Source organism: Martinezella sp. CNPSo 3795 (assembly GCF_057784475.1).
This window is the reverse complement of sequence record NZ_JBXSOQ010000004.1, coordinates 1-20398: the sequence shown is the minus strand read 5'-3', so window position 1 is coordinate 20398 and position 20398 is coordinate 1. Positions and strand designations below refer to the sequence as shown.

Sequence of the window (20398 nt, the reverse complement as noted above, 5' to 3'; positions counted from 1 at the left end):
CATTCACGCCCGGATCGCCTTGTCGTTCACATCGAAACGATGCATCTGGTTCGCATCCGGCGTCGCATAAACCATTTCGTCCGGCTCGTATTTGTGTTCACCGAAGAGACGCGCCGTGAGAAGACCGGTGGTCTCCGACTCCAGATAGATGATGGTGTCCGCGCCGAGATGCTCGACGTGGATGACTTTGGCGGCCCATGCACCCCGATCGCGTGATAGCGTGATATGCTCGGGGCGGATGCCGACGGTCTTGGCGCCGCTTTCGCCGAGGCGCTCGGCCTCGATGAAATTCATCTGCGGCGAGCCGATGAAGCCGGCAACGAAAGTATTGGCCGGGCGGTTATAAAGCTCCATCGGCGAGCCAATCTGCTCGATCGCACCGGCATTGAGCACGACGATCTTATCGGCAAGCGTCATCGCTTCGACCTGATCGTGGGTCACGTAGATCATCGTTGCCTGCAGGCTGCGATGCAGCCGGGCGATTTCGAGGCGCGTCTGCACACGCAGCGCCGCATCGAGATTCGACAGCGGCTCGTCGAAGAGGAAAAGCTCCGGTTCGCGCACGATGGCGCGGCCGATGGCGACGCGCTGGCGCTGGCCACCGGAAAGCTCCGATGGCCGGCGGGCGAGATAGGGCGCAAGTGAGAGCATGCCAGAGGCCTTTTCGACGCGGCTGTCGATCTCGGCCTTCGGCGTGCCGGCCTGCTTGAGGCCCAGGCCCATATTGTCCTTGACGGTCAGATGCGGATAGAGCGCATAGGACTGGAAGACCATCGAGATGCCACGCTTGGCGGGCGGCGTCACAGTCACATCCTGGCCGTTGATCAGCACGGCACCGGAGGTCACGTCTTCGAGACCTGCGATGCTGCGCAGCAGGGTCGACTTGCCGCAGCCGGAAGGACCGACGAAGATGACGAACTCACCATCCTTCACCTCGAGGTCGATGCCCTTCAGCACGTCATGCGTACCATAGGCCTTGCGGATGGATTTCAGTTGAAGCGATCCCACAGTCTTTTGTCCTTATAGATAAACGGGCTTGCCGGTGCGCACGCTCTCATCGGCGGCGAGGCATATGCGCAGAGATTGAACGGCATCAGTCATATGACGATTGAGGTCGAGATCCTCGCGGATGGCCTTCAGCATGAAGGCCTGCTCGAAGTTGCACAGTTCCTGGTGACCCGGTTCGCCGTCCATATGCAAGTCCTGATCCGGCCGGATGAACTGGCCGTCGGGTCCCGTTTCAGCGCTATGCAGCCGGATAACGGATGTCTTCGTATGCATGTCGATATCGTCGGACTTGGCGTTCTGATCCATGGCGATCGAAACCGAGCCGTTCGGCGACATGACATCCTTCACGAAGAAGGCCGTCTCCGAGATCATGGGACCCCAGGCGGCCTCGTACCAGCCGACGGAACCGTCTTCGAAGATCACCTGCAGATGGCCGTAATTATACATGTCCGGCTTGATCTCCTGCGTCAGCCGCAGGCCCATGCCGCGCACCTCGACGGGCTTGGCATCGGTGATCTGACACATGACGTCGACATAATGCACGCCGCAATCGACGATCGGCGACGTCATCTGCATCAGCGCCTTGTGCGTCGCCCAGGTCGGACCGCTCGATTGCTGATTGAGATTCATGCGGAAGACATAGGGGCCGCCGAGCTTGCGCGCTTCGGCAATCAACCGCATCCACGAGGGATGATGGCGCAGGATATAGCCGATCGTCAGCTTCTTGCCGGCTTTCTTTGCCGCCGCGACCACACGCTCGGCATCTTCGACCGTCGTGGCCAGCGGCTTCTCGACGAAGACGTGGCAGCCGGCTTCGAAGGCCATGACGGCGAAATCGGCATGGCTGTCGGAATAGGTATTGATAGAGCAGAGGTCCGGCTTCAGCTCCTTCAACGCCGTCTCGAAATCCGGATGGACCGTATATCCCCGCAACTCCTCGGGCAGCTCCCGCTTGGAGCGGTTGACGAGGCCGACGATCTCGAAGCCCGGATTGTTGTGATAGGCCAGCGCATGGCTGCGGCCCATATTGCCAAGGCCGGCAACGAGAACGCGGATCGGCTTTTCAGATAGGCTCACTTGACTGCTCCGGAGGTAATGCCGCGAATGAGTTGACGCGAAAAGATGACGTATAGGATGAGGATCGGCAGGATAGCGAGCGTCAGCGCCGCCAGCACCGCATTCCAGTTGGTGACGAACTGGCCGATGAAGATTTGCGATCCGAGCGTCACCGTCTTTGTCGCCTCGCTCGGCGCCAGGATCAACGGGAACCAAAGATCGTTCCAGATCGGGATCATGGTGAAGACGGCAACCGTCGCCATCGCCGGGCGAACCAGCGGCAGGACGAGGCGGAAGAAGATCGCATATTCGCTGAGGCCGTCGATGCGGCCGGCATTCTTCAGGTCGTCAGAAACCGTCCGCATGAACTCGGACAGGATGAAGATCGCGAGAGGCAGACCCTGTGCCGTATAGACAAGGATCAGCGCCGTCAGCGTGTTGACGAGGCCGGCGGCCACCATGCCCTGCAGGATCGCAACGGTGCCGAGGCGGATCGGGATCATGATGCCGATCGCCAGATAAAGGCCCATGACCGTATTGCCACGGAAGCGGTACTCCGACAGCGCGAAGGCGGCCATCGCGCCGAACAGCAGCGTCAGGATGATCGAGACGATCGTGACAATAAAGCTGTTCTGGAAATAGGTGAGGAAGTCCCCCTGCTTCAGAACGGTGTCATAGCCGATCATGCTGAAGGAGGATGGCGTCGGGACGCTCAAGGGCGCGCGAAAAATCGAGGCGCGATCCTTGAACGAATTGATGACGGTCAGGAACACCGGAAAGATGGCTACGAGCGTATAGGCGATGAGCGCCAGATGCACGAGGCCGGTGCGAAGGGTGGAAGTGCGTGCCTTGGACATGGGTCGCGCTCCTCAGAACTGGTAGCGACGGATGCGCCGCTGTACGATGAAAAGATAGAAGGAAACGCCGGCCAGGATGATGAGGAACATCACCGTCGCGATCGTCGCGCCCATCGAGCGGTCACCGAGCTGCAGCTGGAAGCCGAAGAAAACGCGATAAAGCAGCGTACCCAGGATATCGGTCGAGCCATCCGGCCCCGCCAGGGCGCCTTGTACGGTATAAACCAGGTCGAACGCATTGAAATTGCCGACAAAGGTGAGGATCGAGATGATGCCGATCGCCGGCAACACCAGCGGCAGCTTGATCTTCCAGAACTGGCTCCAGCCGGTGACGCCGTCGCATTCGGCCGCCTCGATAACCTCTTCGGGAATATTCAGCAGCGCGGCATAGATCAGCATCATCGGAATGCCGACATATTGCCAGACCGAAATAAGAGCCACGGTAATCAGGGCAGTGCTCGGCCTGCCGAGCCAAGGCGCGAAAAATGACTTCAGGCCGATCACATTCAGCAGCTCGGGCGCTACGCCCCAAAGCGGCGAAAGGATCAGTTTCCAAATAAAGCCGACGACGACGAAAGACAGCAGCGTCGGCAGAAAGATGGCCGTGCGATAGAAGGCGACGAAGCGCAGCTTCGGTAGCGACAGGAGTGCCGCCAGCGCAATACCGATCGGATTCTGCACGCACATATGAATGGCGAAGAAGATCAGGTTGTTGCGCAGCGCACTCCAGAAATCATGCGACCAGCGATCGTCGCCGAACAGGACCTTGAAATTGTTCAGGCCGACGAAGACGGATTGATTGTCGACGACATTGTAAAGCGACAGCCGCAAGGTCTCGATCAGCGGCAGGATCATGACCGCCGTATAGACGACAAAGGCCGGGAAAAGGAAAACGAGGATGTGCCAGCGCTTGGAGCGCCTGATCGGCGTTACGTCAAGGGCGTCTGATGTCGCGGCGTCGCTCATGGCTTTCTGCCTGTTTTTCTTGGCTGCCTGATGAGACGGCAGTGCAAAGGTTCAAATCCGCCCGTTGCCCCGGCTCTCTGGCCGGATGGAAGCGACATCAGGCGTGTCGAATGTAACGGCGAAATAATCGCCAATTACTCAAGATAATGAAAAGGGCGAGGCGCCTGAAAGGCCCCTCGCCCACATCATGCGATGCTTACTTGCCTGGTTTGTACCAGCTGTCGAGGCCCTTTTGGAGCTTCTCGGCAGCCTGTTCCGGAGTGTCCGTGCCGTTGATCACGTTTGCAGATTCGGTCCAGGTCTCATTTTCCAGGTTCGGCGTGCCGCGCGACAGGATCTGATAGGTGGAACGAACCGTCGACTTGTGATTGTCACGCCAGGAAACGAATTCCTGGGCGAGCGCATCGCTCATCTTCACCGGATGCGAGTTCAGGCTGAAGAAGCCCGGCAGCGAGTTGGCATAGATGGTTGCAAACTCGTCGGAAGCGACCCAGTCGAGGAACTTCTTGGCTTCTTCCTGGTGCTTGCTCTTCGTATTCAGGCCGACACCGATATCCGGATGGTCGGAGATGTAGGCGGTGTCGCCAGCCTTTGCGACCGGCGGCGGGAAGGCGCCCATCTTGAATTGCGCCTGGGTGTTGAAGAGAGCAATTTCCCAGGAGCCGGCCGGATAGATCGCAGCCTTGCCGAGCGTGAAGAGGTTCTGGCTGTCGGCATAGCCCTGCGCTTCGAAGCCGTCGCCGAGATAGGGCTTCCACTTGGCCAGTTCCTTGTAGGGATCGACCCACGGAGCATCCGTCAGCTTTTCCTTGCCCGCGATCAGGGCCTTGCGGCCTTCCTCACCCTTCCAGTAGTTCGGGCCGATGTTCTGGTAGCCCATGGTAGCGGCCTCCCAGAGGTCCTTCGTGCCCATCGCCATCGGAATGTAGGTGCCATCAGCCTTGATCTTGTCGAGAACGGCGAAGAACTCGTCACGCGTCGTCGGTACCTTCAGGCCGAGCTTGTCGAAAGCGTCCTTGTTGTAGATGAACCCGTGGATGACCGAAGCCATCGGCACGCAGAAGGTCGACTTGCCATCATCGGTCGACCAGGCAGCCTTGGCAACAGCCGAGAAGTTTTCCATGCCCTTCAGCTTGGTCAGATCGACAAGATGCTTCTTGTTGAAGAGGTCAAGCGAGGCGTCGAACGGACGGCAGGTGATGATATCGCCCGCGGAACCGGCATCGAGCTTGGCGTTCAGCGATGCGTTGTATTCGGTTGGAGCCGTCGGCGAGAAGACAATCTTGATCCCCGGGTTCTTCGCCTCGAAAGCCGGGATGATCTTTTCCTGCCAGATCTGCAGGTCGTCGTTACGCCAGCTTTCAACCGTCAGCGTCACATCGGCCGCATGCGCCAGGCTGACAGAAGTCAGCAGGCTCGATGCGAGAAGCAAGCCTTTCAGAACATTGGTTTTCATTTCCCTCTCCTGTTTTCCGCGCCATAGCAAGGCGCTGTTCTCGATCTGAAAATCCGCTGGCCTGTCCGAGGAGACGGTCAGCGCTCCATAGGGACCGCCAATATTGCCGACCCCTCCATGCAAAAGGCTTCAGAGGCTTTGCGCCTGATCAGCCCAATCAATTGCCGTCGCCGCCACTAGACGGAGACACAGCAAGAACCACGCGGGAAAATTATGACGAACGTCAAAACGGGATCCTCCTGATCCCTAACGGCCTGGCGCAACGACGAGATGCGCGCCCTTCCGCCTCACTTACCGGCTGTTGTTTTTCTGCCGGCTTTGCCGATGTCCGTTCGCACTGTTCCCTTGGACCGAATTAAGTCCAAAAAAATACCAATTGTCCAGCCGAATTTGACTTTCGGATACAAAAAGATTGGAGCTCATTAATTTAACAAGGCAATTCAATGGGATAAAAACAATCAAAAATGCCTGCCTTGCCTATTGGTAAATGGTATTTTTTTGGTATTGTATGGAAAAACGGGGAACAGGCGGCATCCGGAGGCGTGATGGGGCAGTTTGCAATTGGTATCGATGGCGGTGGCACGAGTTGCAGGGCGGCTGTCATAGACGCTGCGGGAAAGGTGCTCGGCACCGGCAAAGCCGGCGCGGCGAACATCCTCTCCGATCTGGAAAACTCGCTGATACATATCGTCGCCTCGGCAAAGCAGGCCTTGATCGATGCGAACCTCGCCCCTGAACTGCTGCGGGAATTGCCTGCCATTATCGGAACCGCCGGGGCCAATGTCGGCAATTATGGTAAGCAGGTCGAAGGCGCCCTGCCCTTTGCGAGCACGCGTGTTGTCACCGATGCAACCATTGCCCTTCAAGGCGCGCTTGGCGACGCCGATGGCGTTATCGGCGCCTTTGGCACCGGCTCTGTCTACAATGCCCGCCGCGGCGGCAAAAGCTGGGGCATCGGCGGCTGGGGGTTTGTCGTCGGCGATCAGGCAAGCGGCGCACGCCTTGGTCGCGATCTGCTCGAAAAAGCGCTTCTGGCTCATGACCGGGTGACACCCGGCTCAGCGCTGACGGCATCGATCATGGCGGAATACGGCAATGATCCCGAACGGATCGTCGAATTTGCGCACGCCTCCAAGCCCAAGGATTTTGCCCGCTATGCGCCTGTTATCTTCGAATATGCCGGCATGGAGGATGCAGTCGCCATCGACATCGTGAGAACTGCAGCGAAATCGATAACCGAAAGCCTGGATGCGCTGCTTTGGCCGGAATGCCCTTCGATCTGCCTTCTCGGCGGCGTCGCTCAGGCTTATCGTCCCTGGCTCGACGAACGTCACAAGGCGATTCTCGCCGAACCCAAGGGCGATGTCTTGCGCGGCGCCGTGGAACTGGCAGCAAAACTGCTGCGGGGCGGAGAGGAAAACAGGGCATGACCGAAGATTTGAGTGCAATCTTCTCGCCGGAGCGCCTTTCCGTGGGCGGCACAGGCCCGCTCTACGTCAAGCTGCGCCGCACGCTTGAGGAGGCAGTGAAGGTCGGGAGGCTGAAGCATGGGGATGCACTGCCGCCGGAACGTGACATTGCCGAATTTGCTGCGGTCAGCCGCGTCACTGTCCGCAAGGCAATCGACGACCTCGTCGCCGAAGGCGTACTCGTCCGCCGCCACGGCTCGGGCACATTCGTCGCAAAACCCGTTTCAAAGGTGGAGCAGCGGCTGTCGCAGCTGACATCCTTTACCGAGGACATGGCGCGGCGCGGGATGACAGCTCGCTCCGAATGGCTGCATAAGGGCATCCACACGCCCTCCCCGGATGAGATGATGATCCTCGGCCTTGCCGCCGACACGAAGGTATCGCGGCTGAGCCGTCTCCGCATTGCCGACGACCAGCCACTGGCGATCGAGCATGCCAGCGTCTCCGGCGAATTCCTGCCGGATCCGTCTGTCGTGACCACATCGCTCTACGCAGAGCTGGAAAAGCGTCAGGTGCGCCCTGTTCGCGCGGTGCAGCGCATATCCGCGACCAACATGAAGGAGGCCGATGCGGGCTTGCTCGGCGTTCCCGTCGGCGCTGCCGGCCTTTCGATCGAGCGCATCTCCTATCTCGGTTCCGGCCGCGCAGTGGAATTCACCCGGTCGCTCTATCGCGGCGACGCCTATGATTTCGTCGCGGAACTGACGATTGGCGCAAATTAGCTTACGTCTGCAAGACCGTAAAAATCCCAGAATCAAAAAAAGCGCCACCCCAACCGAATGGCTGAGGTGGCGCTTTTATATAGAATCAAATTCTAAGCTAAACTCGGCAAGTCTTTGACATGACTCGCGGTCAGGCTGCGTCGTCGACCGCGGCCTCGCGCTTCTCCGGCACATAATTGAGAACCGGACCCAACCAGCGCTCCACCTCGCCCACGGGCATGCCCTTGCGGGCAGCGTAGTCCTCGACCTGATCGCGCTCGATCTTGGCGACACCGAAATAGTAGGAAGACGGGTGAGCGATATAAATGCCCGAAACGGAAGAACCCGGCCACATCGCATAGCTTTCCGTGAGCTTTACGCCCGTTGCCGCTTCGGCGTCCAGCAGGCGGAAAAGTGTATCCTTCTCGGTATGGTCGGGCTGCGCCGGATAGCCCGGTGCTGGACGGATGCCCGCATAGGCTTCTTGAACGAGCTCCTCGCTCGTAAAATTCTCATCCGCGGCATAGCCCCAGAACTCTCGACGCACCCGCTCATGCATCCGCTCGGCGAACGCTTCGGCAAAGCGGTCGGCCAGTGCCTTGACGAGGATCGACGAATAATCGTCATTGGCGCGCTCGAAGCGTTCGGCAATGGCCACCTCCTCGATACCGGCCGTAACAACGAAACCGCCGACGTAATCGCCGACACCACTGGAAACCGGCGCCACAAAATCCGACAACGCGACATTCGGACGACCGTCCCGCTTCGACAGCTGCTGCCGCAGCGTATAGAAGGTTGCAAGCTCCTCGTTGCGGCTTTCGTCGGTGAACAGCCTGATATCGTCGCCGACCGCGCCCGCCGGCCAGAAACCGATGACGGCGCGTGGGCGGAACCAGTTTTCCGCGATGATCTTTTCCAGCATCGCCTGCGCATCGCTGTAAAGCTGGCGTGCGGCCTCGCCTTGCTTCTCGTCTTCGAGAATTGCCGGAAAACGTCCCTTGAGCTCCCAAGTCTGGAAGAATGGGGTCCAGTCGATATATTTAGCCAATTCGGCAAGATCGTAGCTTTCGAACACCTTGGTTCCGAAGAACTGCGGTCTGACCGGCTTGTAATCAGACCACTCCACCTTCTCGGCATTCTCGCGCGCCCTTGCGATCGACAGGCGCACCTTCTCCGCCTCGCTGCGCGCGTGGGCGGCCGCGACCTTGGAATACTCAGCCCGAACGGTATCGATATAGCCCTGCCGCGCATCCTGCGATAGCAGAGCGGATACGACGCCAACGGCACGGCTCGCATCCGTAACATAGACGGTTTGCCCCCGGTGATAACCGGGATGGATCTTCACCGCGGTATGGACGCGGCTCGTCGTAGCGCCACCGATCAACAACGGTATATCGAAGCCCTGCCGCTCCATCTCGGAAGCGACATGCACCATTTCGTCCAGAGACGGCGTGATGAGCCCCGACAGACCGATAATATCGACCTTCTCTGCGATCGCAGTTTCGAGAATCTTCGTCGCCGGCACCATGACGCCAAGATCGATGATCTCATAATTGTTGCAGGCGAGCACGACCCCGACGATATTCTTGCCGATGTCGTGGACATCACCCTTGACGGTCGCCATCAGCACCTTCCCGGCCGACTTCCTCTCTCCGTCGCCGCCATTGGCGAGCTTCTCGGCCTCCATGTAGGGAAGCAGCACGGCAACTGCTTGCTTCATCACGCGGGCGGACTTCACCACCTGCGGCAGGAACATCTTGCCCGAACCGAAGAGATCGCCAACGACATTCATGCCGGCCATCAGCGGGCCTTCGATGACATGCAACGGCCGTTCAGCAGCCTGGCGCGCTTCCTCTGTATCGGCCTCGATATATTCGGTAATGCCGTTGACCAATGCATGTTCGAGCCGCTTCTCCACCGGCCATTCGCGCCAGGAAAGATCCTGTGCCTTGGCCTCCTTACTGCCGGAACCGCGGAAGCGTTCGGCAATCTCAAGCAGACGCTCTGTGCTGTCCGGACGGCGGTTGAGCACGACGTCCTCGCAGGCTTCCCGCAGTTCCGGATCGATATTGTCATAGACGGCAAGCTGCCCGGCATTGACGATGCCCATGTCCATACCCGCTTGAATGGCGTGATAGAGGAACACGGCATGCATCGCCTCGCGAACGGGTTCGTTGCCGCGGAACGAGAAGGACAGGTTTGAGACACCGCCGGAAATATGAACGAGCGGCATCGTCTGGCGGATCGTCCTCGTCGCTTCGATGAAGTCGACACCGTAGTTGTTGTGCTCTTCGATACCCGTCGCAACGGCGAAGATATTCGGATCGAAGATGATGTCTTCCGGCGACAGGCCCGCCACTTCCGTCAACAGTTTATAGGCACGCGAGCAGATCTCGACCTTGCGCTCGTAGCTATCAGCTTGACCTGTCTCATCGAAGGCCATGACGACGACCGCTGCGCCGTACATGCGCATCAATCGAGCCTGCTTGAGAAAATTCTCCTCGCCTTCCTTCAGCGAAATGGAGTTGACGATCGGCTTGCCTTGAACGCATTTCAGGCCGGCCTCGATAATCGAGAACTTCGAACTGTCGATCATGACCGGAACGCGGGCAATATCCGGTTCGGCGGCGATGAGGTTGAGAAACTCTACCATCGCCTTTTCAGAATCGATCAGGCCCTCGTCCATGTTGATGTCAATGACCTGCGCACCATTCTCGACCTGGTCGCGAGCAACGGCAAGCGCCGCCGTATAATCGGCATTGGTGATCAGCTTGCGGAATTTCGCCGAACCGGTGACATTCGTGCGCTCGCCGACGTTGACGAACGGGATGTCCTTGGTCAACTCGAACGGCTCGAGACCGGAGAGCGACATGAACGGCCGATGTTCGGCAAGCTGGCGCGGCGGATATTTCGAAACCGCCTGAGCGATCGCCGCAATATGCTCGGGCGTGGAGCCACAGCAGCCACCAACGATATTGACCAGACCTTCGCGGGCGAATTCCTCGACCTGAGCGGCCATCATCTCGGGCGTCTCGTCATACTGACCGAATTCGTTCGGCAATCCGGCATTAGGATAGGCGCAAATGAAGGTGTCCGCGGCCGCGGAAAGCTCCTGCAGATGCGGTCGCATGGCATTGGCTCCAAGCGCACAATTGAGGCCGATCGTGAAGGGGCTGGCGTGGCGCACGGAATTCCAGAAGGCTGACGGCGTTTGACCGGACAGCGTGCGCCCGGAAAGATCGGTGATGGTGCCTGAAATCATGACGGGCAAACGGATGCCCTTGGCGTCGAAACGCTCTTCGCAGGCAAAGATCGCCGCTTTTGCGTTCAGCGTATCGAAAATCGTCTCGATCAGAATGATATCGGCACCACCATCGATCAGGCCATCGATCTGTTCGCCATAGGCAAGACGCAAATCATCAAAGGTAACCGCACGATAGCCAGGATTGTTGACATCGGGAGAGATGGAGGCGGTCCGATTGGTCGGACCGATGGCGCCCGCAACGAAGCGGCGCTTGCCATCCTCACGCTCTGCGCGGATCGCCGCTCGGCGCACAATTTCCGCGCCCTCCTTGTTGAGGTCGTAGACCGCACCTTCCATCTGGTAGTCCGCCTGCGCGATGCTGGTGGATGAGAAGGTGTTGGTCTCCAGAATATCGGCGCCCGCCTTGGCGTAGCGATAATGTATCTCTTCAATCGCACCGGGCTGGGTCAAAATGAGAAGGTCGTTGTTGCCCTTCTGGTGGCAGGCACAGCCGACGAAACGATGACCGCGAAACTGATCTTCGTCAAAGCCAAGGCCTTGAATCTGCGTGCCCATGGCGCCATCAAGCACGAGGATTCGCTCGCTCGCAGCCTTTCGCAAGGCCTCAAACACCTCGCTGCCGTCGCGCTTCGCCGTTCCCGAACCAAAAAGATTGTCAAACATAAGCGAACTCCTCGGGCCAGATTGCGACTTCACAATCAGATCACATAAAGATATCTTTATGTCAACATATGTATGCTTTCAACCACTCGATAGCAAGAACGATGCGTCCATCCTTCCGGCCGTTTCAGGAAAATAACCGCACCATGGGCTAATTGCCGATCCGACCATGGACAACGCAGTGCCGACGACACAGTTTCGTCCATAACGCCATGACAGCGCTTTCGGGCGGCGCTATACGGCGTCAGGAAAAGAATCCATGGAGGACGGCATGAACATACAGGTTGAACCCGCAGCGCTCGGAAACTGGAGCACGCGCGCCTACCATCGGCGTTGGCTGCTTGATCAAGCGGACGCGCTTTTCGATTTCTTCCAATACCGCGCCGTCAATCCCAAAGGCGGCTTCTACGACATGGACGATGCCGGCAAGCCGTTGGATAAGGCAAATCCCGTGCGCGGCATTCATTCGACCGCCCGCATGGTGCACTGCTTCTCGATCGGGTCGTTGCTCGGTCGTCCCGGCGCAAACGAAATTGTCGACCACGGCATGAACTATCTATGGAATCATCATCGCGACACGGAGCATGGTGGCTACTTTTGGTCGCTGAACAATGACGGCCCCGTCGATTCCAGCAAGCAGGGCTACGGCCACGCTTTTGTGCTGCTTGCTGCCTCATCCGCAAAGACGATCGGCCATCCACTGGCCGATGGCATGTTGGCAGATGTCACGGAAATTCTGAATACTAAGTTCTGGGAAGCGAAGCACGGAGCGATTGCCGAGGAATTCAATCGAGATTGGTCGTTGATCGACGGAGGCACCTATCGCGGCCAGAACTCCAACATGCACCTGACGGAAGCCCTGATGGCCGCATTCGAAGCGACCAGCGACAAGACATATCTCGAAAAAGCAGAAAGTATCGCCGATCTCGTCATTCGCCGCTCGGCTGGATCCGTCGGCTGGCGCGTTGCCGAACACTTCAACGCCGATTGGGTGCTCGACAAGAATTACCGCGGCAACGAGATGTTCCGTCCATCGGGAACGACGCCAGGGCACTGGCTGGAATGGGCGCGTCTCATCCTGCAACTCTGGACGCTGGGGGAAAAGCGTCATGACTGGATGCCGGAAGCAGCCAAGGGTCTCTTCTCCCAATCCATGTCACTCGGCTGGGACAATAAGAAGAATGGATTCTTCTATACGCTCGACTGGGAAGATGTGCCGGCAAAGCGCAACAAGCTTTGGTGGCCTGCATGCGAGGGTGCCGGTGCGGCCCACTATCTGAATGAACACGTCCCGAGCGATTTCCACGAAGAAAGCTACCGCAAGATCTGGAGCGTAATCGGCCAGGCCTTTATCGATCGTGCCAATGGCGGCTGGCATGAGGAACTGACGGAAGATCTCGTTCCTGCTCACACGCTGTTCCCGGGCAAGGGCGACATCTATCACGCCCTGCAGGCATGCCTCATCTCCCTCTTCCCGGCAACGGGAAGCTTGACCAAAGTCATCGCCGAGGCTGGCGGCAAGATCTAAAATCGGCGGCGGCGCCCGATCGACGTGCGCCGCCTCGCCGCTCTATGCGAGGCTGAGATTGTGAAGCTCGTGGCCGAGAGTGAGAGCCAAGGCTTCGACAACGAGATTATGGTCTTCCCGCTGCGGCAGCCCAGAAACGGTGACGGCGCCGATGCAGCCCGTGCCGTTGACGAAGATCGGAAAGCTGCCACCAGACGCAGCATATTCGGTGCTGGAAAGCCCGTTGTCTTCGATCGTTTTGCCCTGCTGCTGCAGCCGCAACGTGCTGGCGTAGCTGCTTCGGAAGTAACGCAGCACCATGTTGCGCTTCCGACGGATCCAGTTGGAGTTGTCGGGCGTCGAACCGGGCAAAGCTATGTAGAAAACCGGCATGGAATGAAGCGTGATATCGATAGCAACACCCATGTTGCGCTCGCTGGCGAGGTCGCGCAACAGCTTGCCGAGCACCCAAGCGGTCGAAAGGTCAAAAGCATCGAAACGCAGCGTTTCCTCTTGCAACTCGATTCGAGCAAGGTCCTGGTCGATCGTCATGGAAAACCTTCTTTAAAAATTGATCGGCCTATCAAACGCGCAGAGAATGATTTGTCCACCTATCTCTTCGGTATTTCGAAGCCAAGCTGCCACTTCTGACCGATTGAGAAGTCATATTCATCCGGCTCGAATGCCTCGAAACCTCCGCCTGGATAGAAGGTCAGCTCCCCGACGCGGACCCACTCTGTCGACGCATAGAGATCGACACGAACGAAGTCGATATCGCGAGCGACCGTTTCAGCGACGTGAATCATCTCCTCGAGCCGCGACGGGCGGGCTACTTCGCCTGGATAGAGACCGAGATAATCCCGGTCATAGAACGGCAGCTTCTGCCAGTCGGGAGTGTAGTTGCACGAATAGCCTCGATCATTTTCGCGTATGTCGATCTCGATATGCGAGACCTTCCCGCCAAATGCGAAGAACCGGTAGTCCCACGGAACTCGCCCATCAACGAGCAGCATGCTTTCGATGAGAATACGAGGCTCTAATTGGCTGTAAGCCCACTCTCTGTTGTAACGGGCATGGTTGATTGCCAGCCACTCGCCGGACGGATCGTTCTTAAGGAGACGATCGACGTCGGCTTCACCGTAGAGAAATCGCCCCACACCGCTCGCATGGGTTGGCTTCACAACGGCCGGCAACGAAATCCCTGACCAATCCACGGAGGCTAGATCGTTCCCAATCCAAAGCGTCGGGATAACATATTGGCTGCCAACCCTTTCTCCAATCAACCCTTTCGCATCGGCCTTGTCTACGAGGCGCGGAAAGAGAGGGTTGCGATCGTATAATTTGCGCGCCTGTACCTTCTCGGTAAAGGTTTGAGGAGATGACAAATTAGGGAATTTGCCGCGAATGGCGCGATACTTAAGCGCACAATAGGTCTTATCGGGCAAAGGCGACATGAGCCGCCAGAGAAGGTTATGCGCGCGCTCGCGCAATCCCTTCTGCAGATATCCCGGGATGAGAAATCCATCTTGATCGGCGGCTCGATCTATCATGGTGACGGTCTCGAATTTCAACTAGAAAGCAAGTGAAAACTATCAGCCGCCCTTTAACACAAGGTTATGCGTAAGCCTTCAAGATAGATAGCCATGAGCGCGTTCGTACCCAATCTCCTAAGAAGCTCGTTGATTAGCTTGGCGGCGACGCTCATCTCGCTTGCCGCGGGCTTTGCGAGCAGCATCATCGCAGCCCGCCTGCTCGGTCCTGCGGGGTCTGGCAACGTCGCCTACGCATTATGGATTGCAACGTCAGCTGCAGCATTGGCCGACATGGGCCTGCCTCAGACCCTGCTGCGCAATGCGGGCGGTCACGCGGACGATGGTGATGCATGGAAGGCGTTGGTCGTCACTGCGCTCCGCAGTTTCCTTATATCGGTCAGCATGGTCAGTATAGGGATTCTTCTCTTTGCCGCGATCACCTATGCTTATCGCGATGCATGGCATGCGTGCTTCTGGCTGGTCACCGGGCTCCTCTTTCTTAGTTATGCGTTCTACGCATTTTCCACAGCCGTGGCACGCGGAAGAAACCGGTTCGGGCAGACCGCCCGCACTACCCTGCTCGGTGGGGCTATGCAGGTCCCACTTGTATTCATCGGAGCCTGGTTGCTAGGCCCGACGGGAGCTTTAATCGGCTATATCGCCCGCTACCTACCGCAAGCCTTGAAATTGCGCGACTATGTCCACCCCACCGCAAGACACTCGCGGAAAAATCTATCGCCGGAACTGTTGCGCTATGGCCGGTACATCTGGTTCAGCGATCTCATCGAGATCCTCATCCTCTCCCGCATTGAATTCCTTTTTCTCGGCATCTTTCTTTCTCCCACCAGTATCGGCTACTTCGCTGCCGGACTCGGTCTGGCCGGTCTCATCGAACAGATCATGCTCCAGATATCGCCGGCATTAATCGTCAACTTCACCGAAGCTCACGCAAGAAGCGATCCGCAGTCTCTCAATGCAGCTTACAGGCGCGTCATCCGCATAGTCGCCCTGGTCATGCTGCCGATCAGCATGGGTGGCGCAGCCATCATGCCTGAGCTTTTGCCGACGATCTTCGGCGATGTTTTCGAGCCCGCCGTGCCGGCTGCAACCACACTGCTAGCCTTCGTATGGCTTGCCGGCATGTCCGTGGTCCCCTGGGGTATCATCAGTGCAGCTGGACGAAGCGCCATTGTGCTACGCGTGCAGATTACAAGCGCTGTAGCAACGATACTCTTGCTAATCGCTTTCGTGCCATCCCTCGGCCTGGAAGGCGCGGCTCTAGCTCGCGCGATGACCGTGACATTGACGTTTGTGTTGCTTTGCTGGATGGCCCGGAAATATGTCGGCGTCACAGTCCCTTTGACTGCGTTGGCGAAAACGGTTCTTGCGGCAGCTCTCTGTGCGGGTGCAGCAAGCCTCGGCATTTACAGTCTCGATGGGCTACCGGCACTTTTAAGCGCCATTCCCGCTGGAGCAATTACCTATCTGTTGGCTATTCGTTTCTTACGCTTGATTACGACCGAAGACGTACAAATTCTGATGACGACGGCTGGTGGAAGATTGCCGAGCGTATCACGTCTTTTCGCTGGCAGATTGCTAAGCTTCCTTGTACCCGGCTGAGCGATTATTGGGCTTCGTATGCGGCAGCCAGAGTTTGCCGCGCAACCTCGTCCCAGGTCATTATTCCATCGCGGAAAGCCGCCGAACGCTGCATCGCCAGCGCTGCGTCGATCTTTTCTCGCCAGGCGACCTCGCCATCCAATCGATAGGCAATCCCGTTGGTGCGGGTAAAGGGTACGAGGTCAGGTAACAGGATCGGCAGACCACAATAGCTGTATTGGGCGAGTTTCAGGCTCGATTCCGCGAGATAGACCTCATCCGCGGTCAAGCGATAGGGAGCAATACCGAAATCAGCATGTTGCACGTAAGGGATGATGCTCTCAAAGTCCCTTTCGCCGTAGATGGTGACATTCGGTCGGGCCCAGCCATTCCATGTGGCACCAAAAACATGAAAATTCACATCCGGCGCGGCAGCAGCCATCGCGGCGACGGAAGTTTGGTCAAAAAGCATATTGCCGATGGAAATTGCATTGCGGCTACCGGGGGTATAGGGGGATGGCAGTTCGCGATCGAACAGAGTCGCATCAACGCCTTGCGGGATAGTACGCACACGCCCGCCAGGGGGGAGCATGGCACCCAGCCGCTGTGAAGGAACGCAAATCGCATCAAAGTGGGCGATCTGCCGAACTTCGATATCCTGTAGCGCCGAGGCAGCCCCGATGGTTCTCAGTAGATCGCGACAAAAATACAAAATCCGCGCCCTTGGATTTATTTTCTTGACCTTGGACAAGAAAGCCAGAGCGGAACCGCTCTCAATCAGCACTAGATCTGCGTCGGCTATAGCACGGCGCGCAAAGGGAGGGAAAAAGCTGCCATAGAGCCAAAATAGCGCGGGGCTAACTGCATTGATAAAACGGTTACCGGAACTGAAAGCATGTAGTGGAGGGAGACATGCGCCGGCTCTCAAATTAGCAGCGATGGTCTGAAACCGGTTTGCCTGATCTTGGGACAAAGCACGAAAGCGCCGGCGATCCTTAAGCAAAGTGAGCCAGCTGTGGCCGATAGTGAGAAAATGGACTTCATGCCCCTGCTCGGCCCAGCGGGATGCAATGAAGTGAATTGACGCCTTGCGGTAGCCGCGCAAAAACGCATGCGACGTCAAGATCACGATTTTTCGTCGTAGCTGCGCCTCTCGGCTGCCCAGCTCTAGTTCACCATTTGCCAAAGGCGGTCCCCAACAGCGACCCTCAGCCGGTTTATGTCATGACCGACATTCAAACATCGATGAGGTCGCAGCGACGAACAGTCATGTCCGGGGCATTGATAGCCGCAACCAAAGCCCAATTCCGCGGGATATGAACCGCAAGCGCCTAACATGCGGTTAAAGTTGTATCATCAATCATCACATTCATAGGCTGCAGCTCGCCTGGAATTGATCAGAATTGAACAGTGGGTCATCAACCCGGCCTTTTAAAGTAACACGGCTCTCGCTTGCCTGTGGGAAGCGAACAGGTCATTGATAAAGCTTTACGAATGTCTCGCCACAGGAATAGCCCAGCATGAATGCAAAGTACGCACTGCCCGCCATACTGGCCTGCACCTGCGCCGCAACACCGGTTCTGGCCGATAGCCCCTCACAAATGGTGCTGCGTGATGGTTTCGACGGCACAGATTTCGCCCCCTCTGGCCATCTTTATTATCGCGACAACTTCGAGCAAAGGGCCGGAACGATCGAATTTCAATCGGAAGTCAAGCATTCTGGAACCGGCGCATTGAAATTGAGCGTCAGACCATTCTGCCCGCCGGGTAAGGCGAACTGCAGCGAGAGAGCCGAAATATGGGAGCGCACAAAGTATCGCGTTCCATACGACCAGGGGGTTTGGTACGGTTTTGCCGTAAAATTCGCCGATCCCGTACCCTCAGGCGACCATCGCTACCTTATCGCGCAATGGAAGCGAGAAATCGGGCCGAACGCCAAAGGGGATTTCAGCCCCTTCCTCGCACTGCGGCTCAATAATGGCAAACTCTTCGCAACCGTTGAAACCAACTACGTTGCTCCCATCAAGAAACACAAGCCCGAAAGCAACGGCAAAGCCTGCAGCGATGACGAAGCGCCGGTCTGGTTCCGTCCCGACACCAATCAAATGCGCGCATTGGTGGCCACCGACGACAACTGGGGCGTATCCGACGGACAAGAATTTACAGGCTGCACAGATGCCATAAAAGTAATAAATCGCGGAAACAAGCTACCAGCGCCGACATCAGGCTGGATCGATTTTGCCATTTACAGCAAACCCGGCCCCGATGGTTCTGGCCATATTGAGATATTCGCTAACAACAAATGGATCGTTACAGTTACAGGTCACATAGGACATGCCGATCACGGATTAGGAAAGAATCAATACTTCAAATTCGGCCCTTATCGCGCCGCCGATACAACAGTATGGACGCTTTACTATGATGATTTTCGCCGCTCACCCCACTGCGCCGATGTATTATCGGATCCCAGCCTTTGCCCTATCAAGTGACAAGGTTGCCAAGGATGCGTGCCTCTAGATCAATTGAGCGACCCACATCCCGAGCGTGCGCTTTTTTTGAGAAATGGCCGAACTTTTTCCTTTCTCGATAGTTATCTTCCTTCGTGAAGGAGGTGACCGAAATGCTTACTACCCATCGCGATTGCAAACAGCATGTGAAGAGGAATGCAATACCCTCACTAGGTGAAATTGAAGGGCGAGTTGCGGTCCTGGAAATTGTCGCCCAGTCTGCGCTGACACATGTGTTCGACGAAGGTGAAGTCGATATCGATGCGGCCTTGCTGGCCCAGATCCGCAGAGCGATGCATCGCAAATGCAAGGACTTGAAACTTGACGGCGACGATACGGCATCGGCACTTTTATACGCCGAGGAATTGATTGAGGCCGCGGTTAAGGCGTCGCACCCAATCCATCAATGATGCCTTCTCGGCCAAGGCTGGTTTTGTCCCTCTTAGTGGCGCTGGCGATTACGCTCGGCGTCCTCTTGTTTGTTGCACCCACGATACAGCGGTGAAGATTGTCCCTCCCGTTGCGCCGCTCGGCGGACATCAAAATCGGCAATAATGTGCCCGAGAATAGACCTGTGTCACGTTAAGACACACGCAGCCTGTCCCATATCAGGCTGCCGTTAACGTCGCGCGATGAACTCGGTTGCAAATTTCCAAAACCCAAGCAGTGTTCGCTTCACTCACCCGATGCCAAGCTCCAGCAATGAATGGTGTAGCGAATGTCTATGATGGTCAATGCGCCGCTTTACCCCGATGACATCGATGTTCTCGCAGGCGCACTTTTTGCATGGTGTGCCGAACGCAGTATTAAATTACAAAGTCAGGAAGGTCTGTCGGCAGCCAATCTGGCCATAGATCTCTATAATGCCGGCTATCAAACACAAGATCAGTTGCTTGGCGCATTGCATGACTACGATTTTCATTGATGCCTCGCCCGGACATCCAGCTTTGCATCTAAAACCCGAGCACAATTTCTCCAGGGAACGTATCGAAAAATGCGGCGGTAGTGACCACTGTTTTATGCCGCATTCTCTTTGAAGGCATTAGCGATACAGTCTCGCTCTTCGAGAATTCCGGACCATTCATCCTGATAATATGTAGAGTCGTAGATCAGCGTGAAAGGACCTTGATAGCCAGCCGCGTTGGAAAGCCTAATGCAGCGGACATAATCCTCTGCATCAAGACCCGTTGCTGAATAACGCCCCTTTGAATGACAAAGTTCGGCCCGGCTCATGATCTTTGCGAGATCCTCGTATTTGCCGTCCCGCTCCCAGTTGCCGAAATCACCGTTGAGGCCGACTTTGCCGTGCAAAGCATCGAGAATCCGATTGACCTCCGTCGGTCCGGGTAACAGGTTGAACCAGTTCTCGATGACGAGACGCACTCCCGCTGCGGCAGCCAATTCAGCCAGCCGCCGCAGATGGGTCTCCGCAAGCGTCAAAGCCGAATCTGTCGGCAGAGCCTTTCCGGCAATCACGCGCATGTTTTCAGCTCCGAGAGCCACAGCAACGTCAATCCATCCTGCCATCCATTCGGCATCGCGCTGGGCGGTTTCAGAATTACTGAGATCTCCCTCTTCAACGAGCAGTGTCTGAAGCTTGACGCCAGCCTCCTCCATGACCTTCCGAAAATCACGGAGATAGTCGGGAAGAAGGCTCGGCAAATGGAAGGAGCAGATCTCAAGTCGAAAGATGCCGCGATCGGCGCATTGTTGCGGCACATCGATCAATTCGATCGTGCCCTTCCCATATGTCGGCTGACGTGCCGGATATGCTTGATCGGCGGGCTTATAAGGATAGGTCGAGCCAAGTGCCCG

General features: G+C 57.1%; 17 protein-coding genes. 7 read left to right on the top strand and 10 right to left on the bottom strand.

Translation table 11 applies throughout. The features are described from left to right. Positions 1–3: 3 nt before the first annotated feature. From AC13QY_RS13470 to AC13QY_RS13450, 5 genes are all read right to left on the bottom strand, one after another. Positions 4–1008, bottom strand: a complete 1005-nt coding sequence (locus AC13QY_RS13470; protein WP_113351933.1) for an ABC transporter ATP-binding protein — start codon at positions 1006–1008, stop codon at positions 4–6. Positions 1009–1020: 12 nt separating this feature from the next. Then, positions 1021–2085 carry a Gfo/Idh/MocA family protein gene (locus tag AC13QY_RS13465; protein ID WP_113351932.1) on the bottom strand — a complete coding sequence of 355 codons (1065 nt, stop codon included), beginning with the start codon at positions 2083–2085 and terminating at the stop codon, positions 1021–1023. Then, positions 2082–2921 (bottom strand): carbohydrate ABC transporter permease, encoded by an 840-nt coding sequence (locus tag AC13QY_RS13460; protein ID WP_113332865.1) that lies wholly within the window; start codon positions 2919–2921, stop codon positions 2082–2084. The genes AC13QY_RS13465 and AC13QY_RS13460 overlap by 4 nt, the downstream gene beginning before the upstream one ends. 12 nt (positions 2922–2933) lie before the next feature. Then, the gene (locus AC13QY_RS13455) at positions 2934–3887 is read right to left on the bottom strand and encodes a carbohydrate ABC transporter permease (RefSeq protein WP_113351931.1); all 954 of its coding nucleotides are present in this window, start codon (positions 3885–3887) and stop codon (positions 2934–2936) included. A 196-nt stretch (positions 3888–4083) separates the two neighbouring features. Then, the gene (locus AC13QY_RS13450) at positions 4084–5343 is read right to left on the bottom strand and encodes an ABC transporter substrate-binding protein (RefSeq protein ID WP_113351930.1); all 1260 of its coding nucleotides are present in this window, start codon (positions 5341–5343) and stop codon (positions 4084–4086) included. 545 nt (positions 5344–5888) lie between these two features. Between AC13QY_RS13450 and AC13QY_RS13445 the strand changes: the two genes are divergently transcribed. Then, positions 5889–6773, top strand: coding sequence for a glucosamine kinase nucleotide-binding domain-containing protein (locus AC13QY_RS13445; protein WP_113351929.1), 885 nt, complete (start codon positions 5889–5891; stop codon positions 6771–6773). Next, positions 6770–7534, top strand: coding sequence for a GntR family transcriptional regulator (locus tag AC13QY_RS13440; RefSeq protein WP_145632591.1), 765 nt, complete (start codon positions 6770–6772; stop codon positions 7532–7534). Before AC13QY_RS13445 ends, AC13QY_RS13440 begins: the two co-directional genes overlap by 4 nt. A 130-nt stretch (positions 7535–7664) precedes the next feature. Here AC13QY_RS13440 and metH read toward each other — a convergent pair whose 3' ends face one another. Beyond that, positions 7665–11441 (bottom strand): methionine synthase, encoded by a 3777-nt coding sequence (gene metH / locus AC13QY_RS13435; RefSeq protein ID WP_488493588.1) that lies wholly within the window; start codon positions 11439–11441, stop codon positions 7665–7667. Between the two features lie 268 nt (positions 11442–11709). Between metH and AC13QY_RS13430 the strand changes: the two genes are divergently transcribed. After that, entirely contained in the window at positions 11710–12966 is a 1257-nt protein-coding gene (locus tag AC13QY_RS13430) for an AGE family epimerase/isomerase (protein ID WP_488493587.1), read from the top strand. Positions 12967–13008: 42 nt separating this feature from the next. Here the strand turns inward: AC13QY_RS13430 and AC13QY_RS13425 are convergent, their stop codons facing one another. Together AC13QY_RS13425 and AC13QY_RS13420 are read right to left on the bottom strand one after the other, a co-directional pair. After that, the gene (locus AC13QY_RS13425; protein ID WP_113332860.1) at positions 13009–13497 is read right to left on the bottom strand and encodes a heme-degrading domain-containing protein; all 489 of its coding nucleotides are present in this window, start codon (positions 13495–13497) and stop codon (positions 13009–13011) included. Between the two features lie 59 nt (positions 13498–13556). Continuing rightward, a complete protein-coding gene (locus tag AC13QY_RS13420) occupies positions 13557–14516 on the bottom strand; it encodes an ATP-grasp fold amidoligase family protein (protein WP_488493586.1) in 960 nt (319 codons plus the stop codon). 72 nt (positions 14517–14588) lie between these two features. Here AC13QY_RS13420 and AC13QY_RS13415 point away from each other — a divergent pair, with 72 nt between their 5' ends. Next, a complete protein-coding gene (locus AC13QY_RS13415) occupies positions 14589–16097 on the top strand; it encodes an oligosaccharide flippase family protein (protein WP_488493585.1) in 1509 nt (502 codons plus the stop codon). 4 nt (positions 16098–16101) lie between these two features. On the opposite strand, the gene AC13QY_RS13410 is transcribed toward AC13QY_RS13415, so the two are convergent. Continuing rightward, complete coding sequence (locus AC13QY_RS13410; protein ID WP_186450296.1) at positions 16102–17262, bottom strand: GumK N-terminal domain-containing glycosyltransferase; 1161 nt, start codon at positions 17260–17262, stop codon at positions 16102–16104. 334 nt (positions 17263–17596) lie between these two features. Here AC13QY_RS13410 and AC13QY_RS13405 point away from each other — a divergent pair, with 334 nt between their 5' ends. The 3 genes from AC13QY_RS13405 (at position 17597) to AC13QY_RS13395 (ending at position 19508) form a co-directional block, all read left to right on the top strand. Then, complete coding sequence (locus AC13QY_RS13405) at positions 17597–18565, top strand: polysaccharide lyase family 20 protein (RefSeq protein ID WP_113351925.1); 969 nt, start codon at positions 17597–17599, stop codon at positions 18563–18565. A gap of 131 nt (positions 18566–18696) precedes the next feature. Then, a complete protein-coding gene (locus tag AC13QY_RS13400; protein WP_069612587.1) occupies positions 18697–18993 on the top strand; it encodes a hypothetical protein in 297 nt (98 codons plus the stop codon). 308 nt (positions 18994–19301) lie between these two features. Further along, the gene (locus AC13QY_RS13395) at positions 19302–19508 is read left to right on the top strand and encodes a hypothetical protein (protein ID WP_069612588.1); all 207 of its coding nucleotides are present in this window, start codon (positions 19302–19304) and stop codon (positions 19506–19508) included. Between the two features lie 92 nt (positions 19509–19600). Here AC13QY_RS13395 and AC13QY_RS13390 read toward each other — a convergent pair. Continuing rightward, positions 19601–20398: sugar phosphate isomerase/epimerase family protein (locus AC13QY_RS13390; protein ID WP_488493584.1), on the bottom strand; the 798-nt coding region annotated here is incomplete at its 5' end.

Excerpts from the sequence above, each read along its gene's own strand:
- AC13QY_RS13460 (WP_113332865.1), bottom strand. The coding sequence starts at position 2,921 with ATGTCCAAGGCACGCACTTCCACCCTTCGCACCGGCCTCGTGCATCTG.
- AC13QY_RS13430 (WP_488493587.1), top strand. The coding sequence starts at position 11,710 with ATGAACATACAGGTTGAACCCGCAGCGCTCGGAAACTGGAGCACGCGC.
- AC13QY_RS13445 (WP_113351929.1), top strand. The coding sequence starts at position 5,889 with ATGGGGCAGTTTGCAATTGGTATCGATGGCGGTGGCACGAGTTGCAGG.
- AC13QY_RS13415 (WP_488493585.1), top strand. The coding sequence starts at position 14,589 with ATGAGCGCGTTCGTACCCAATCTCCTAAGAAGCTCGTTGATTAGCTTG.
- AC13QY_RS13440 (WP_145632591.1), top strand. The coding sequence starts at position 6,770 with ATGACCGAAGATTTGAGTGCAATCTTCTCGCCGGAGCGCCTTTCCGTG.
- metH (WP_488493588.1), bottom strand. The coding sequence starts at position 11,441 with ATGTTTGACAATCTTTTTGGTTCGGGAACGGCGAAGCGCGACGGCAGC.
- AC13QY_RS13455 (WP_113351931.1), bottom strand. The coding sequence starts at position 3,887 with ATGAGCGACGCCGCGACATCAGACGCCCTTGACGTAACGCCGATCAGG.
- AC13QY_RS13425 (WP_113332860.1), bottom strand. The coding sequence starts at position 13,497 with ATGACGATCGACCAGGACCTTGCTCGAATCGAGTTGCAAGAGGAAACG.
- AC13QY_RS13395 (WP_069612588.1), top strand. The coding sequence starts at position 19,302 with ATGTCTATGATGGTCAATGCGCCGCTTTACCCCGATGACATCGATGTT.
- AC13QY_RS13405 (WP_113351925.1), top strand. The coding sequence starts at position 17,597 with ATGAATGCAAAGTACGCACTGCCCGCCATACTGGCCTGCACCTGCGCC.
- AC13QY_RS13400 (WP_069612587.1), top strand. The coding sequence starts at position 18,697 with ATGCTTACTACCCATCGCGATTGCAAACAGCATGTGAAGAGGAATGCA.
- AC13QY_RS13450 (WP_113351930.1), bottom strand. The coding sequence starts at position 5,343 with ATGAAAACCAATGTTCTGAAAGGCTTGCTTCTCGCATCGAGCCTGCTG.